Genomic DNA, 14,037 nt, shown 5'->3' on the forward strand with positions numbered 1-14,037 from the left:
CCGGGGCCCGCGGGCCCCGGTTCCTGCCTGCCTCAGACGTGGGTCAGGGCGTGGCGGCGGCCAGGCCGCTCCAGGTGGGGTGCATTGTTGAAGTTCAGTACCCGACGGGCGCTACTGCCCACGATCACCTCACAGAAGGCGGTGTTACGGAACTGGAAATTGAGGTGGATCGCTCCCCGCTCCGGCCCTTCCAGAAGCCGGGTGAGGGCACTGCCGATAACGCCGCCTGAGGTCACCACCAGTACCGCGTCGTCGCGTCCGGCACCCTCGCAGGCGTGGTCGATGGCGTTTTCAATGCGCTGGCCAAAGTCACCCCAGGTTTCGGTGACATCGGTGAGCCGATCATCGATCCAGGCTTCGTAGGCGGCCCGGAAGGTGCGCCAGTAGTCCTTGAAGTCCCGGGCTTGGTGCACGTGCTGGTCACCGCTACCGGTGAAGGCGCGATACATCATTTCGCCGTCGTATTCGTTGAGACCAGGGTGGGTGGACACGTCCGCGCCGACCCGGGCCATGCCCTCGAGAATGCCCTTGGCGGTGTCCTGCTGGCGCTGGAGACTGCCCGCCACCACGCGATGGAAGTCCAGCTCCCGCTCACCGAAATACTCGCCCAGCCAGCGTGCCTGCTGCCAGCCCAGGTCGGAGAGTCGGTCGTAGTTGGCTTCGCCGAAAGAAGCCTGGCCATGTCTTACGATGAATAATCTTGCCATGGGGTACCTGTTGTTGGATGTCTACCGCAGAAAACACATCCTGCCCGAGCGCGGCGCGATTGGCCAGCCCATCACGCAAGCTGCCAGACCACGAACCCTATGGTTGCGGCGGTAATCGCCAGCGCAATCAGGCCCAGGAGGCCGTCCCGGGCGATAATCGCCAGCCCGTAGGCGAGCAGCGCAAGACCACCACCATTGGCACTGAAGGGCACCAGTTCCATCACCGGCAGCATCATGGCCACCAGCAGGCAGGCGCTGGTGAGAAGAATGTTTCCACCATTCGTCATGAGCACCGTCAGGCGAGGGCCGGTAAAACGGTCGATGAACCGCGCCGGCCGGTACATCCAGCCCAGTCCCTTCTCAAACCTGGCCCGGGACATTCGCCGCTGCGATAGCCATCGCGGCAGCCAGATCCGCTCCCGGCGAAACAGGCGCTGGCCAATGGTCAGCATGATCAACAGGCTCATGACCGTGGGAACGCCCGGAATGTCACCGATCAGGGGTGCCAGTACCACCAGGCCGGCCAACACCACCACGGGTCCGAAGGAGCGGGTGCCGGCCGCGTCGAGGACATCTTCCACTTTCACCTGGTCCCGATTGCCCCTGCTCCGGCGCAGTCGGTCCAGCACGGCTTCGAGACTGTCCAGCCCTTTTTCCTGCGTCTCACCCATCCTGATTCTCCCAGTGTCATTGCGAGGCGGCTGCCTGACCCGCGGGATTCATTAGGGTAACCAATGATCCGGTCGGGAAACCAGACCTTCCGGCAGGGGAAGGCCTCCTCCTTTCAAGGGCTCCGGAAGGCCTCTATACTCCCCCTTCCAGTTCGATCCAGGTCAACCCACGCCGGAGAAGGGCATGTCAGGCAACACAGTGAGCAGCGCCATCCTTTTGCTGGTGATCGGCAACGCCCTGGCTATCGTCTCGGACGTGTTCATCAAACTGCTGGAGCCGGGGGCGCCGGTGTTCCAGTTCGCCTTTCTGCGCAGCCTGCTCACCCTGGTGCTGTTGCTGCCCCTGTTGGGGCAAATCAACCGGGACAGGTTGCTTGAGGGCGTCGGCCTCCATGCCCTCCGGGCCCATATCCATCTTGCCGGTCTGATCTGCATGGTGGTAGCACTCACCACGCTGCCCCTGGCAAGCGCCAATGCCGTGTTCTACGTGGCGCCGGTCATCGTGATGGTGCTATCGGTGGTTTTCATGGGCGAGGGGCTCAGACCCCTGAGCCTGCTGGCGGTTTTCAGCGGCTTTGGCGGCGTCCTCGTCATACTGCGACCCATGGAATTCAACCTGGCGTCACTGTCCGCCCTCGGGACGGCTTTCTGCCTGGCAACGGCGGCGGTCATGGTGCGCAAGCTCCCCCGCGAACAGTCGACGGTGCACAAGCTGTTTCTCAGTTACCTGCTGATGCTGCCCGCCAGCCTTGTGCTGGCACTGCTGGAAGGGGCTCCCTGGCGGCTGGAGGTTGTCTGGAGTGCCCTGGGTTCGGCAATTTTCATCCTCGGCTATAACACCAGCGTGCTGATGGCCTACCGCCACGTGGAGGCCAACCAGGTGACCAGTGCCGAATACACCGGACTGATCTGGGCCATCGCGGTGGGGTGGATCTGGTTCGGGGAAGTGCCGGACCTGTGGTTCTTTACCGGCAGCCTCATGATCATCCTTCCGCTGGTGCTGATCGGCCTGCAGCGCAGGCGGACACCGGTGCCACCGAGGCAGGCCATGGCAGCAGAGGTTACCGCTGCCGACTCCGGAAAATCTCAGCCGGACTGACCTTCGCCTCCGCCTTGCCCACAGGACTCAGCATTTCATACAGACGGAGAGTTTGAACCGATTCCCACTTTGGGCCATTTAACGCTTTGTAACATGCCCCTGTGATGGGAACGGCGGCACACTCCCGTTAACAAGGAATCCACCGATTCGCAGGAGGCGTCTCATGTCCAGGGCACTGGCGTTTATCACCGGTATTGTCGTTATCGTCGTTGTACTGCTATTCCTGTTCTATCCGGTGGCGGACACCACCGGCGCCGGCTCCCCCGCCGACGGAAACAGAGAAAATACCGCGACCAACGATTTCAGACTCGGTCTGCAGTAGGTCTCGTGGTTCTGACCCTTTGAGTGCCCGGCCTCCCGCCGGGCACTCCGTTTTCCTCACCGCCCCCCTTCAGCCACCTCTCATGGCTCTACGTCTTTACAAGTCCCCCACCCCTGTCTAGGATTAGGTTTCATTACGCAACCGCATTTAAAAACGCCATAACAACAAGCAGGAGCACCCATGTTTCTCAGCGAGCCCAAAACCCTTACCACGTCACGCGGCACCTTCAGTTACCGGGAGGGAGGCAGCGGCGCCCCGGTGGTTATGATCCATGGCTGGCCGGAAAGCTCCTACTGCTGGGAGCATCTGGGCCGCCACCTGAAACAGGGCCTGCGGGTCATCGCACCGGATCTTCGGGGACTGGGAGACAGCGAACGCACGGAAGGTCAGGAGCACTACCGAAAGCAGGAGCTGGCCAAAGACGTTATCAGCATGCTGGACGAGCTGGGCATCGAAAAATTCCAGCTTGTCGGCCATGACTGGGGCGGTATCGTGGCCCAGGAAGTGGCCCTGGCGATCCCGGACCAGATCCGCAAGATGGTGATCATGAACATTGCCCTGATCAACAATCTCAAGGGCAACATGGAAGTGATCGAGAAAGTCCGCTCCGGCAGCGGCAAGGCGTACTGGTACCAGCACTTCCAGCAGGCTCCGGGCCTTGCGGAAGCCATGATCCCCGGCGCCGAGGAGACCTGGCTGCGGTTCTTCCTCCAGGGCTGGAGCAACGACATTCCGGAAGATTCCATCGCCGAGTATGTGCGCATGTACAGGATTCCCGGCACGCCTGGCGCCGGGGCCAACTACTACCGCGCCTTCGCTGACGATGCCAAACGCTGGGGAACCCTGTCAGATCATGTCTGGAAGATTCCCAGCCTCTATATCTATGGCAACAAGGACAGGGTCATTATCCCGGAGTACCTCAACCATATCGAAGACTGCTTCGAGGAGATCCGCGTGGAAGAAGTGGACGCCGGCCACTTCCTGCAGGAGGAAAAGCCGGAAGAGGTGGCAGGCCATATGAACGGTTTTTTCGAGACTGACTGATTCCCCGGATGCGACCGGCCACGGGGTCGCCCTGGCCGGTTGTCACTCCTTTCCGGAATTTGTGCTCCCCCCCTGGCCAAGCGCCACCCGCGCCACCAGGTGCTCGATGCGGCGAATGATGTCGGTATTGCCCTGGCGACCGGAGAGCACTACCTGTGAGCCGATGGTCGCCACATACATGAGGGTGGCCAGCTCCTCCACCTGGTCCTCCACGCTTCCCAGGTTCCGGAACAGGAGCTTGTTCTGCTCCACCCGGGCCTCGTCCACCTCTTCCACCAGCCTCGCGGCGTAGTCGTTACGGCGGGCGAAGTCCCGCACCGCCAGTTCCACCTGCAGGCGGCGGACGTTCCGGGAGGCGTCGGTCAGCAGCAACTGGAGCAACTGGTGCAGTTCCTCTTCCGGGTTTTCCCCTTTCGGCCGCATGTAGTCCAGTTCCACGAAACGGCGGTCCCGCCAGCGGTCCAGGAAGCTGTTCACCAGATCCTCATGGTCCCGGAAATGCCAGTAGAAACTGCCCCGGGTCACGCCCAGTTTTTTTGCCAGGGTCAGAACCCGCAGGTTGCCGAAGCCACCGGCGGCGACTTCGCCGGCGGCGGCATCCAGCCAGTCGTCCCGGGTCAGCTGGGACTTGCCCGGGGCTACGTTGCGGTTTGTTCTGGGACTGTTTTTGCTGCTTGCCATAGTAAGTCCGGTTCCGAGCGGCCGCGGCATGAGAGCGGTCCGGGCTCGTTGGTTGCGGGTGACCAGGGCGACGGAGTGTACAACCCCATTGACCTGTGACGCGACAATACATTACTGTACGGAATCTCCAGACACCAGTGTATGGAAACAATTTCCCGCATTCCAGCACGACGACCCGGCCCACGGTGGAACCGACCTGCCATCGAAAGGGCCCACCAGAGCTACCCGGCACTCGTTGCCAAAGCCAAGAAAGGAGCGAGCATGAGCACCGCACACTACGACACCAACGGCAATGTCGCCGTTATCCGACTGGACAACCCCCCGGTCAACGGCCTCAGCCTGGCATTGCGCCAGGGCATCGTCGAGGGCATCAAGAAGGCTGAGCAGGACAGTGCCATCGAGGCCATCGTGATCACCGGTTCCGACCGGGCCTTCTCCGGCGGCGCCGACATTACCGAGTTCGGCACCCCCCGGGTGATGCAGGAGCCTATCCTCACCACCGCCATCCACTACGTGGAAACCGCCAGGAAGCCGGTTGTCGCCGCCATCAGCGGCAACTGCATGGGCGGCGGCCTGGAACTGGCCCTGGGCTGTAATTACCGGGTATCCACTCCGGACGCGCAGCTGGCCCTGCCGGAAGTGAAGCTGGGCATTCTCCCCGGCGCCGGCGGCACCCAGCGCCTGCCCCGGGTAATCGGTGTCGAGCATGCCCTGAACATGATCGTTTCCGGCGCGCCGGTGCCCGCCAAACAGTTCAAGGGCACTCCGCTGCTGGATGAGATTATCGAAGGCGACCTGATGGAAGGCGCCCTGGCGTTCGCCCGCAAGGTGGTCGCCGACAAGATGCCCCTGAAGAAGGTGCGCGACCTGAAGGCGAAGCACCCCAACCCGGAAGGCTTCTTCATGTTCGCCCGTAACACCATCGGCGCCATGGCCAAGAACTATCCGGCTCCGCTGAAGTGCCTGGAAGCGGTGGAAGCCGCCGTCAAGAAGCCCTTCGACGAGGGCATGAAAGTCGAGCGCGACGGCATCAAGTATCTGATGCAGACCCCTGAGTCCGCCGCCCTGCGCCACGCCTTCTTCGCCGAGCGCAAGACCAGCAAGATCTCCGACGTGCCGTCCGATACCCCGACCCGGGATATCGAGTCCGTGGGTGTGATCGGCGCCGGCACCATGGGCACCGGCATCTCCATCAACTTCCTCAATGCCGGCATTCCGGTGACCATCGTCGAGATGAAGCAGGAAGGTCTGGACCGGGGCGTGGAAGCCATCCGCAAGGTCTACGAAGGCCAGGTCAAGAAAGGCCGCATGACCGAAGATAAAGCCAAAGCCCGGATGGAGCTGCTGACCCCTTCCCTCAGTTATGACGACCTCAAGGACGTGGATCTGGTTATCGAGGCCGTGTTCGAGGAGATGGGCGTCAAGGAGCAGGTATTCACCAGGCTGGACGAGGTCTGCAAGCCTGGCGCCATCCTGGCCTCCAACACCTCCACCCTCGACGTGAACAAGATCGCCGGCTTCACCAAGCGACCGGAAGACGTGATCGGCCTGCACTTCTTCAGCCCCGCCAACATCATGAAGCTGCTGGAAGTGATTCGCGGCGACAAGACCGCCAAGGACGTTCTGGCCACCGCCATGAAGCTGGCCAAGACCATCCGGAAGACCGCCGTGGTCTCCGGCGTATGCGATGGCTTCATCGGCAACCGCATGATCAACCAGTACTCCCGTGAAGCCCTGACCATGCTGGAGGAAGGCGCCAGCGTGCAGCAGATCGACAAGGCGATCGAGAAGTTCGGTTTCGCCATGGGCCCGCTGCGCATGGCCGACCTGGCCGGCGGCGACATCGGCTGGGCCATCCGCAAGCGCCTGTACGCGGAACACCCCGGCATGAAGAAGAACCTGATTGCCGACCGCCTGTGCGAGCTGGGTCGTTTCGGGCAGAAGACCGGCTCCGGCTTCTACCGCTACGAGCCGGGTAACCGCAAGGCCCTGCACGATCCGGAAGTGGACAAGATCGTTGACGAGGCCCGCGCCGAGATGGGCATCACCCCCCGCAAGATCAGCAACCAGGAAATCGTCCAGCGTTGCGTCTATGCCCTGGTGAACGAGGGTGCCCGCATCCTGGAGGAAGGCATCGCCCAGCGCGCCTCCGACATCGACATGGTGTACCTCACCGGCTACGGCTTCCCGGTATTCCGCGGTGGCCCCATGCACTACGCCGAGCAGGTTGGTCTGCTCAACGTGGTCCGCGACATGGAGCCCTTCGCCGAGAACCCGAACACCCAGGAAGGTTTCTGGGAGCCCGCTGCGCTGCTGGCCAAATGCGCGCAGGAAGGCCGTGGTTTTGACCAGTAAGGCCGGTGCATTGCGTCACCTGGTTTCCACGAATTGATCGCCGGGGCCCTGCGGGGCTCCGGTTCACAGGAGAAAGATTATGAATGATGTTGTCATCGTATCCACCGCCCGCACGCCCCTGGCCAAGTCCTGGCGCGGCGGCCTGAACATGACCCACGGCGCCACCCTCGCGGGCCACGCCATCCAGCATGCCGTTGAGCGCTCCAAGGTGGACCCCGCCGAGATCGAAGATGTGCTGATGGGCTGCGCCCTGCCGGAAGGCTCCACCGGTAACGACGTGGCCCGCATGGGCGCCATCCGCGCCGGCCTGCCGGTGTCCGTGGCCGGCGCCACCATTAACCGGTTCTGCTCCTCCGGCCTGCAGGCCATTGCCATGGCCGCCCACCACATCGCCGTGGACCGGGTGCCGGTGATGGTCGCCGGTGGCGTGGAGTCCATCTCCACCGTCCAGGCCACCGTCAACCAGAACTACCTCGCCGAGCCCTGGCTGATGAAGAACAAGCCCGAGCTCTACTGGTCCATGCTGCAGACCGCGGAAACCGTGGCCCAGCGTTACAAGATCAGGAAAGAGGACATGGACGAGTACGGCGTGCGCAGCCAGACCCTGGCGGCCAAGGCCCGTGAGGAAGGCAAGTTCGACGACGAGATCGTGCCCATCACCACCACCGCCGGCGTCGCCGACAAGGCCACCGGTCAGCTGATGAGCAAGGAAGTCACCGTGTCCCAGGACGAAGGCATCCGCCCGGACACCAACCTGGAAGGCGTCAGCAAGATCGGCTCCGCCATGGAAGGCGGCGTGGTCACCGCCGGTAACGCCAGCCAGTTCTCCGACGGTGCGTCCGCCTGTGTCCTCATGGACGGCAAGCTGGCCGAACAGCGGGGCCTGCAGCCCCTGGGCATCTTCCGCGGCTTCGCCGTGGCCGGTTGCGAGCCGGACGAGATGGGCATCGGCCCGGTCTACGCCGTGCCCAAGCTGCTCAAGCGCGCCGGCCTGAGCGTCGACGACATCGGCCTGTGGGAACTCAACGAAGCCTTCGCGGTACAGGTGCTGTACTGCCAGCGTGAGCTGGGCATTCCCATGGACCGCCTGAACGTCAACGGCGGCGCCATCGCCGTGGGTCACCCCTACGGCACCACAGGCTCGCGCCTGGTGGGCCACGCCCTGATCGAAGGCAAGCGACGCGGCGTAAAATACGTTGTTGTGACCATGTGTGTCGGCACCGGCATGGGTGCCGCCGGGCTGTTCGAAGTGGCCTGATCGGGTTTCTTTTACGAATAATCCCGGTACACAACCAGACCGGAGTTCCCGCCCCGGCGGGGCTCCGTTGCGACAGACGACACGAGAGAGCGAACCATGGATCTGAATTACACCCCTGAACAGGACGCCTTCCGCCAGGAAGTGCGCCAGTTCCTGGAGAACAACCTGCCGGACGATATCCGTGAGCGGGTGCAGAAGCGCCATCGACCCACCAAGGACATGATCGCCCGCTGGCAGAAGATTCTCTACAAGCAGGGCTGGGGCGCCTCCAACTGGCCCGAGCAGTACGGCGGCACCGGCTGGGATGAAGTCCAGCAGCTGATTTTCGAGGAAGAATGCGCCATGGCAGGCGCGCCCCGCCAGCTGGACTTCGGCCTGCGCATGGTGGCCCCGGTGATCATGAAGTTCGGCAACCAGGAACAGAAGGATCGCCATCTGCCGGGCATCGTCAGCGGCGAAGTCTGGTGGTCCCAGGGCTATTCCGAGCCCGGCGCCGGCTCCGACCTGGCCTCCCTGCGCACCACCGCCAAGCGTGAGGGTGACCACTACATTGTCAACGGCCAGAAGACCTGGACCACCCTGGGCCAGCACGGCGACTGGATCTTCTGCCTGGTGCGCACCAACATGGACGTGAAGTCCCAGGAAGGCATCTCCTTCCTGCTCATCGACATGAAGAGCCCGGGCATCGACGTCAAGCCCATCATCATGCTGGACGGCGAGCACGAGATTAACGACGTCTTCTTCGAGAACGTCAAAGTGCCGGTGGAAAACCTCGTCGGCGAGGAAGACAAGGGCTGGACCTACGCCAAGTACCTGCTGGGTCACGAGCGCACCGGCCTGGCCAACGTGGGCCAGTGGAAAGCCATGATGCGCCGGCTCAAGGAAATCGCCCGGGAGGAGAAGGACGATGGCAGGCCCATCATCGAGAATCCCCGCTTCCGCGATCGCCTGGCCCAGCTGGATGCGGAACTCCGCGCCCTGGAGCTGACCGTACTGCGGGTGCTGACCGCCTCCTCCGGCCCCGGCCCGGAAGCGTCGATCCTCAAGATCCGTGGCACCGAGATCGGCCAGCGCCTGTTCGAACTGGCCATGGAAGCCACCGGCCAGGACGCCCTCGCCCATATCCCGGAGGCCCTGGAGCCGGACTACGCCTACCCCGTGGTGGGCACCATGAACGCCACCTCGGCGGCCGGTGACTACTTCAACATGCGCAAGCTGTCCATCTTCGGCGGATCCAACGAGATCCAGCGCAACATCATTTCCAAGCTGGTGCTGGGGCTTTAAGGAGCGGACCATGAACTTCGAACTGACAGAAGAACAGAACATGCTGCAGGACTCGCTGCGCCGCTTCCTGGCCAACGAGTACACTTTCGAGAAACGCCGCAAGATCGTCGAGTCCGGCAAGGGCACCGATGAGACCATCTGGAACGCCCTGGCGGAGATGGGTCTGCTGGCCTTCACCTTCCCCGAGGAGTACGACGGCCTGGGTGGTAACGGCATCGACACCATGATTGTCATGGAATCCTTCGGCCGCGCCCTGGTCACCGAGCCCTACCTGGCCACCGTGGTGCTGGCCGGCGGCCTGGTGCGGGATGCAGGTTCCGACGCCCAGAAACAGGATATCCTGCCGGCCATCGCCAGTGGCCAGAAGCTGATGGCCCTCGCCGCCTACGAACAGGGTGCCCGCTACAATCCGGCCAATGTGCAGACCACCGCCAAGGCCGACGGCGATAGCTACACCCTGAACGGCAGGAAGACCGCCGTGATTCACGGTGGCCAGGCGCACCAGCTGGTGGTTTCCGCCCGCACCAGCGGCGACACCCGCAGTGAAGACGGCATCACCCTGTTCCTGGTGGATGCGGACGCCTCCGGCCTGACCATCAACGATTTCGCCTCCCACGACGGCTTCCGTACCGCCGATGTGGAGCTGAAGGACGTGAAAGTCAGCGCCGATGCCATCGTTGGCGAGCTCGACAAGGGCTTCCCGGCACTGGAGAAGGCCATCGACCAGGGCATCGCCGCCCTCTGCGCCGAAGCCGTGGGCGCCATGGAAGCCATGACCGGGGCCACCCTGGAGTACACCCAGCAGCGCAAGCAGTTCGGGGTCTCCATCTCCCGCTTCCAGGTGCTGCAGCACGCCATGGCGGATATGTTCATCCAGACCCAGCAGGGTCGTTCCATGGCCATCCTGGCCGCCGCCTACGCGGACTCCGATGACCTTGACGCCCGCCGTGAGGCCATCTCACAGGCCAAGCTGCTGATCGGCCAGGGCGCTCGCCTGGTGGGCCAGTCCGGTGTCCAGCTCCACGGTGGCATGGGTGTCACCGACGAGATGTTCGCCGCTCACCTGTTCAAGCGCCTGACCCTGATCAACCTGCTGTTCGGCGATGCCGATCATCACCTGGGCAAGGTCAGCGACGCCCTGCTGGACAAGATCGCGTAACACAGCTGCCAGTGCCCGGCTCACTCCGGCCGGGCACTCCAACAACAACGACAGGATTCCCCACATGAGCCTGAAACAACTTCTCGACCTGACCGGAAAAGTCGCCGTCATCACCGGCGGTTCCCGGGGCCTGGGTCTGCAAATGGCCGAAGCCCTCGGCGAACTGGGTGCCAAGCTGGTCATCAGCGCCCGTAAGCAGCACGAACTGGACGACGCCCGGAAGCACCTGGAAGGTCAGGGCATCGAGGTAATGACCATCGCCGCCGACATGTCCAAGCGGGAAACCGTACCCGGCTTCGTTGACCAGATCATCGAACGCTTCGGCACCATCGACATCCTGGTGAACAACGCCGGCGCCACCTGGGGTGCCCCGGCGGAAGACCATCCGGACGAAGCCTGGGACAAGGTGATGAACCTGAACGTGGACGCCACCTTCTTCCTCACCCGGGAAGTGGGCAAGCGCTGCATGATTCCCCGCAAGTCCGGCAAGGTGATCACCACCGCTTCCATTGCCGGCCTCTCCGGCAACCCGGAAGGCATGACCACCATCGCCTACAACACCAGCAAGGGCGCCAACGTGAACTTCACCCGGGCCCTGGCCGCGGAGTGGGGCAAGTACAACATCAACGTGAACTCCATCTGCCCCGGCTTTTTCCCCTCCAAGATGGCCAACGGCCTGCTGGACACCATGGGCGAGAAGATGCTGGAGCGCATCCCCCTGAACCGCTTTGGCGGCGAGGAAGACATGAAGGGCCTGATCGCCCTTCTGGCCACCGAAGCCGGCCGCCACATCACCGGGCAGAACATTGCCATCGACGGTGGTACCACAGTCTGTTGATGTAATCCCGACTCGGTTGCACTGACCCCAGTGACAGTCCATTGCCCGGACACCGTTTGGTGATCCGGGCTTTTTTGTACAGTGAGGCCAGGACTGCAAATACATTGGATAAGTCTGTATATCCGGGACTGCCCGGTTCACGAGAGGTCCAGTGGACTACTGATACCTCGCTGGTGCGTGCCAACAACATGGGTATAGATTTGCGTGGTGCTGATATCGTTATGACCCAACAACTCCTGGATACTGCGAATGTCTGTTCCCCGCTTGAGCAAGTTGGTGGCAAAACTGTGGCGAAAGGTATGACAACTGGCCCTCTTGCGAATGCCCGATGCTTTTAACGCATCGCCGACGAAGCGACGGACCTGTTGTTCACCTATATGATGGCGCCGATACACGCCAGACCGGGGGTCAATGGACAGGCGCCGGGCCGGAAATACATACTGCCAGGCCGGGCTGCGGGCAGCAGCGGGGTATTTCTTCGCCAGCGCATTGGGCATGTAAACCTCGCCGAAACCATCTTCCAGATCCTGCCGGTGGAGCGCCAGTGCATATTCCACCTGGGTCTCCAAACTTTCACAAAGTGATGCCGGCAAAATCGTGCGCCGCCACTTATTGCCTTTGCTCTCACGGACAAACACACACGGCTCTGAGAAATCCAGATCCTGAACGCGCAGTCTCACCGCTTCCATAACGCGCAAACCGGAACCGTACATGAGACTGGCCACGAGCTTATGCACGCCCCGCATATGTGACAACACCGCCATAGCCTCTTCATGACTGAAAACGGTGGGCAACTTGCGTCCCTGGGAAGTATGAGTGAACTGCAGGTTGCCCAGTTCCCTTCCCAGAAACTGGTGATACATGAACACCACGGCGTTCAGGGCTGTCTTCTGTGTGTTCACTGCCACGTTGCGGTTGTTGGCGAGATGGCTCAGCCAGGCGTTGACCTCATCCGCACCCATGGACTCGGGGTGACGCTTGTTATGGAACAGAATAAACTCCCGTACCCAGTTGCAGTAGGTTTTCTCCGTGCGGTATGCGAGATGCCGGGTACGAATGAACGCGCGGAAGCGGTCCATGAATCGGGTAGGAACAGCAGGCAAAGGGACTGGAATGTCATCCATGAGCGAGAATCCTATTTAAACTGTACATCTGTACAGTCTATGCAGAGAAGAAAATCATGACAACTGGAAAAACGGTCGCCGTGACCATGATCCAGGCAGCCTTCCAAATTTCCAAACTTTTCCTATATCTATCAGACCATTACGTACTTAGGCGAAACCAGGGGAAGTGATCTTTCTGATCATTTTTCTTTGACCAAAAAGTGACCGAAGTCCGGGAACTGATTGACTTACGAGGACATTTTGCATAGTTTCGAAAAATTATAAATTGAGATATGGGTCGCGGGAAAAACGGTCATGGCGACTTATATACAAATGTTATGTGATCAAATCTACAGAGAAATATGCTAGATGAAAGCACCAGATAGGTTTTGGAATTTCGATGCTCATCTTAAAAATCAGCTGTTTATTGGTAGAGCTAGAGAGTTAGATTTACTCAAGAGATCTATTTTTGAAAAAAAAGATAAGGTAGTTGCCATATCTGGCAATAATGCAACCGGGAAAACATCCTTGTGGAATGCCTTTTTAAGGGTGCATAGTGGAAAATTAAATAATAAAACTGAAGTTGTCTCTATTCTTCGATCTGACGAAGAGTTTCCACCTGTTGAAAATGATATTGAACTAGTAATAATCGAAGATCTGAGTCTGGATATAACACTATCGCTTGAAGGTAAGATAACTGATTTTATAAATCGTTACCCTCGCAAACAATTTATTCTTGTGGGTGCATTCAAAAATTTCTTAGATAAATTTGAGCCCGCTGAACATATCCATCTTGAAGTATTGCCAAGCGATGAGTCTGTTCGGTTCTTATTGAACTTCCTCTCAAGAAAACTACCGGAAAAAGATCTAGTTAAAATATCAAGGATGACTCAAGGAAACCCTTACTTATTAAAGTTGGTTGCCAACTACATTAATGAAAACAAGTATGATCTTAGCTCAATTCTTGAGCTAATCACTCAAAATATAAACTATCAAAGTTTTTTTGATGGTAGAGCCGTTTCCAACATTGAGCAAACGCCTGAGTTTATACAGGTTTCTAGTGATATTCGAGTTGTAAACCAGAGTATTCTGGAAAGAATGAAATATAACCCAGATGCCATGTACCATTTATCGCCGCGACAGTTTGAAGAAATGGTGGCAGAATTGATGGTGAAACGTGGCTATCAAGTAGACCTGACAAAAGCGACCAGGGATGGCGGAAAAGATCTGATAATTGCCAGTCACGTCGATATTGGCAATTTTATGTACTATGTTGAGTGTAAAAGATATGCTCCGACAAACCCGGTTGGAGTAAATCTTGTTCGAGAGTTAGTTGGCACTATTTCCGCCGATCGTGTTACTGCGGGAATAATGATTACGTCTTCATATTACTCACCAGATGCTGTTGAGTTCTCAGAGAAGTTTAGGCACCAACTAAGTTTGATCGATTTCATTAAGTTAAAAGAATGGATGGCGAATTGTCGGTAGCTCAAGATGCACATCACATAACCAAGCC

At 59.8% G+C, this 14,037-nt stretch carries 13 protein-coding genes; 9 read left to right on the top strand and 4 right to left on the bottom strand.

Going from position 1 to position 14,037, the window contains the following annotated elements:
• Positions 1–32 precede the first annotated feature (32 nt).
• Both BM346_RS09970 and BM346_RS09975 read right to left on the bottom strand, forming a co-directional pair.
• Entirely contained in the window at positions 33–707 is a 675-nt protein-coding gene (locus BM346_RS09970) for a histidine phosphatase family protein (protein WP_092011615.1), read from the bottom strand.
• A gap of 71 nt (positions 708–778) precedes the next feature.
• The gene (locus tag BM346_RS09975; protein WP_092011618.1) at positions 779–1,378 is read right to left on the bottom strand and encodes an exopolysaccharide biosynthesis protein; all 600 of its coding nucleotides are present in this window, start codon (positions 1,376–1,378) and stop codon (positions 779–781) included.
• 184 nt (positions 1,379–1,562) lie between these two features.
• Between BM346_RS09975 and BM346_RS09980 the strand changes: the two genes are divergently transcribed.
• The 3 genes from BM346_RS09980 (at position 1,563) to BM346_RS09985 (ending at position 3,843) form a co-directional block, all read left to right on the top strand.
• A complete protein-coding gene (locus BM346_RS09980) occupies positions 1,563–2,477 on the top strand; it encodes a DMT family transporter (RefSeq protein WP_092011621.1) in 915 nt (304 codons plus the stop codon).
• A 163-nt stretch (positions 2,478–2,640) separates the two neighbouring features.
• Positions 2,641–2,799, top strand: coding sequence for a hypothetical protein (locus BM346_RS18090; protein ID WP_167812604.1), 159 nt, complete (start codon positions 2,641–2,643; stop codon positions 2,797–2,799).
• Between the two features lie 180 nt (positions 2,800–2,979).
• The gene (locus BM346_RS09985; RefSeq protein WP_092011624.1) at positions 2,980–3,843 is read left to right on the top strand and encodes an alpha/beta fold hydrolase; all 864 of its coding nucleotides are present in this window, start codon (positions 2,980–2,982) and stop codon (positions 3,841–3,843) included.
• 42 nt (positions 3,844–3,885) lie between these two features.
• On the opposite strand, the gene BM346_RS09990 is transcribed toward BM346_RS09985, so the two are convergent.
• Positions 3,886–4,524 carry a TetR/AcrR family transcriptional regulator gene (locus BM346_RS09990; RefSeq protein ID WP_092011627.1) on the bottom strand — a complete coding sequence of 213 codons (639 nt, stop codon included), beginning with the start codon at positions 4,522–4,524 and terminating at the stop codon, positions 3,886–3,888.
• A 261-nt stretch (positions 4,525–4,785) separates the two neighbouring features.
• Here BM346_RS09990 and BM346_RS09995 point away from each other — a divergent pair, with 261 nt between their 5' ends.
• The 5 genes from BM346_RS09995 to BM346_RS10015 all read left to right on the top strand — a co-directional run bounded on the left by BM346_RS09995 (position 4,786) and on the right by BM346_RS10015 (position 11,418).
• Positions 4,786–6,879 (top strand): 3-hydroxyacyl-CoA dehydrogenase NAD-binding domain-containing protein, encoded by a 2,094-nt coding sequence (locus tag BM346_RS09995; protein WP_092011630.1) that lies wholly within the window; start codon positions 4,786–4,788, stop codon positions 6,877–6,879.
• A gap of 79 nt (positions 6,880–6,958) precedes the next feature.
• Positions 6,959–8,137 carry an acetyl-CoA C-acyltransferase gene (locus BM346_RS10000; RefSeq protein ID WP_092011633.1) on the top strand — a complete coding sequence of 393 codons (1,179 nt, stop codon included), beginning with the start codon at positions 6,959–6,961 and terminating at the stop codon, positions 8,135–8,137.
• 96 nt (positions 8,138–8,233) lie between these two features.
• Positions 8,234–9,421, top strand: coding sequence for an acyl-CoA dehydrogenase family protein (locus BM346_RS10005; protein WP_092011636.1), 1,188 nt, complete (start codon positions 8,234–8,236; stop codon positions 9,419–9,421).
• A gap of 10 nt (positions 9,422–9,431) precedes the next feature.
• Entirely contained in the window at positions 9,432–10,580 is a 1,149-nt protein-coding gene (locus BM346_RS10010) for an acyl-CoA dehydrogenase family protein (RefSeq protein ID WP_092011639.1), read from the top strand.
• Between the two features lie 64 nt (positions 10,581–10,644).
• A complete protein-coding gene (locus BM346_RS10015; protein WP_092011642.1) occupies positions 10,645–11,418 on the top strand; it encodes an SDR family oxidoreductase in 774 nt (257 codons plus the stop codon).
• A gap of 137 nt (positions 11,419–11,555) precedes the next feature.
• Here the strand turns inward: BM346_RS10015 and BM346_RS10020 are convergent, their stop codons facing one another.
• Positions 11,556–12,542, bottom strand: a complete 987-nt coding sequence (locus BM346_RS10020) for an integron integrase (RefSeq protein WP_092011644.1) — start codon at positions 12,540–12,542, stop codon at positions 11,556–11,558.
• Between the two features lie 348 nt (positions 12,543–12,890).
• On the opposite strand from BM346_RS10020, the gene BM346_RS10025 reads away from it, so the two are divergent.
• On the top strand, positions 12,891–14,009 hold the full coding sequence (locus BM346_RS10025) for a restriction endonuclease (protein WP_092011647.1): 1,119 nt from the start codon (positions 12,891–12,893) through the stop codon (positions 14,007–14,009).
• Positions 14,010–14,037 lie beyond the last annotated feature (28 nt).

Origin of the sequence: Marinobacter daqiaonensis, from assembly GCF_900115285.1 — a bacterium.
Taxonomy (GTDB): Bacteria; Pseudomonadota; Gammaproteobacteria; order Pseudomonadales; family Oleiphilaceae; genus Marinobacter; species Marinobacter daqiaonensis.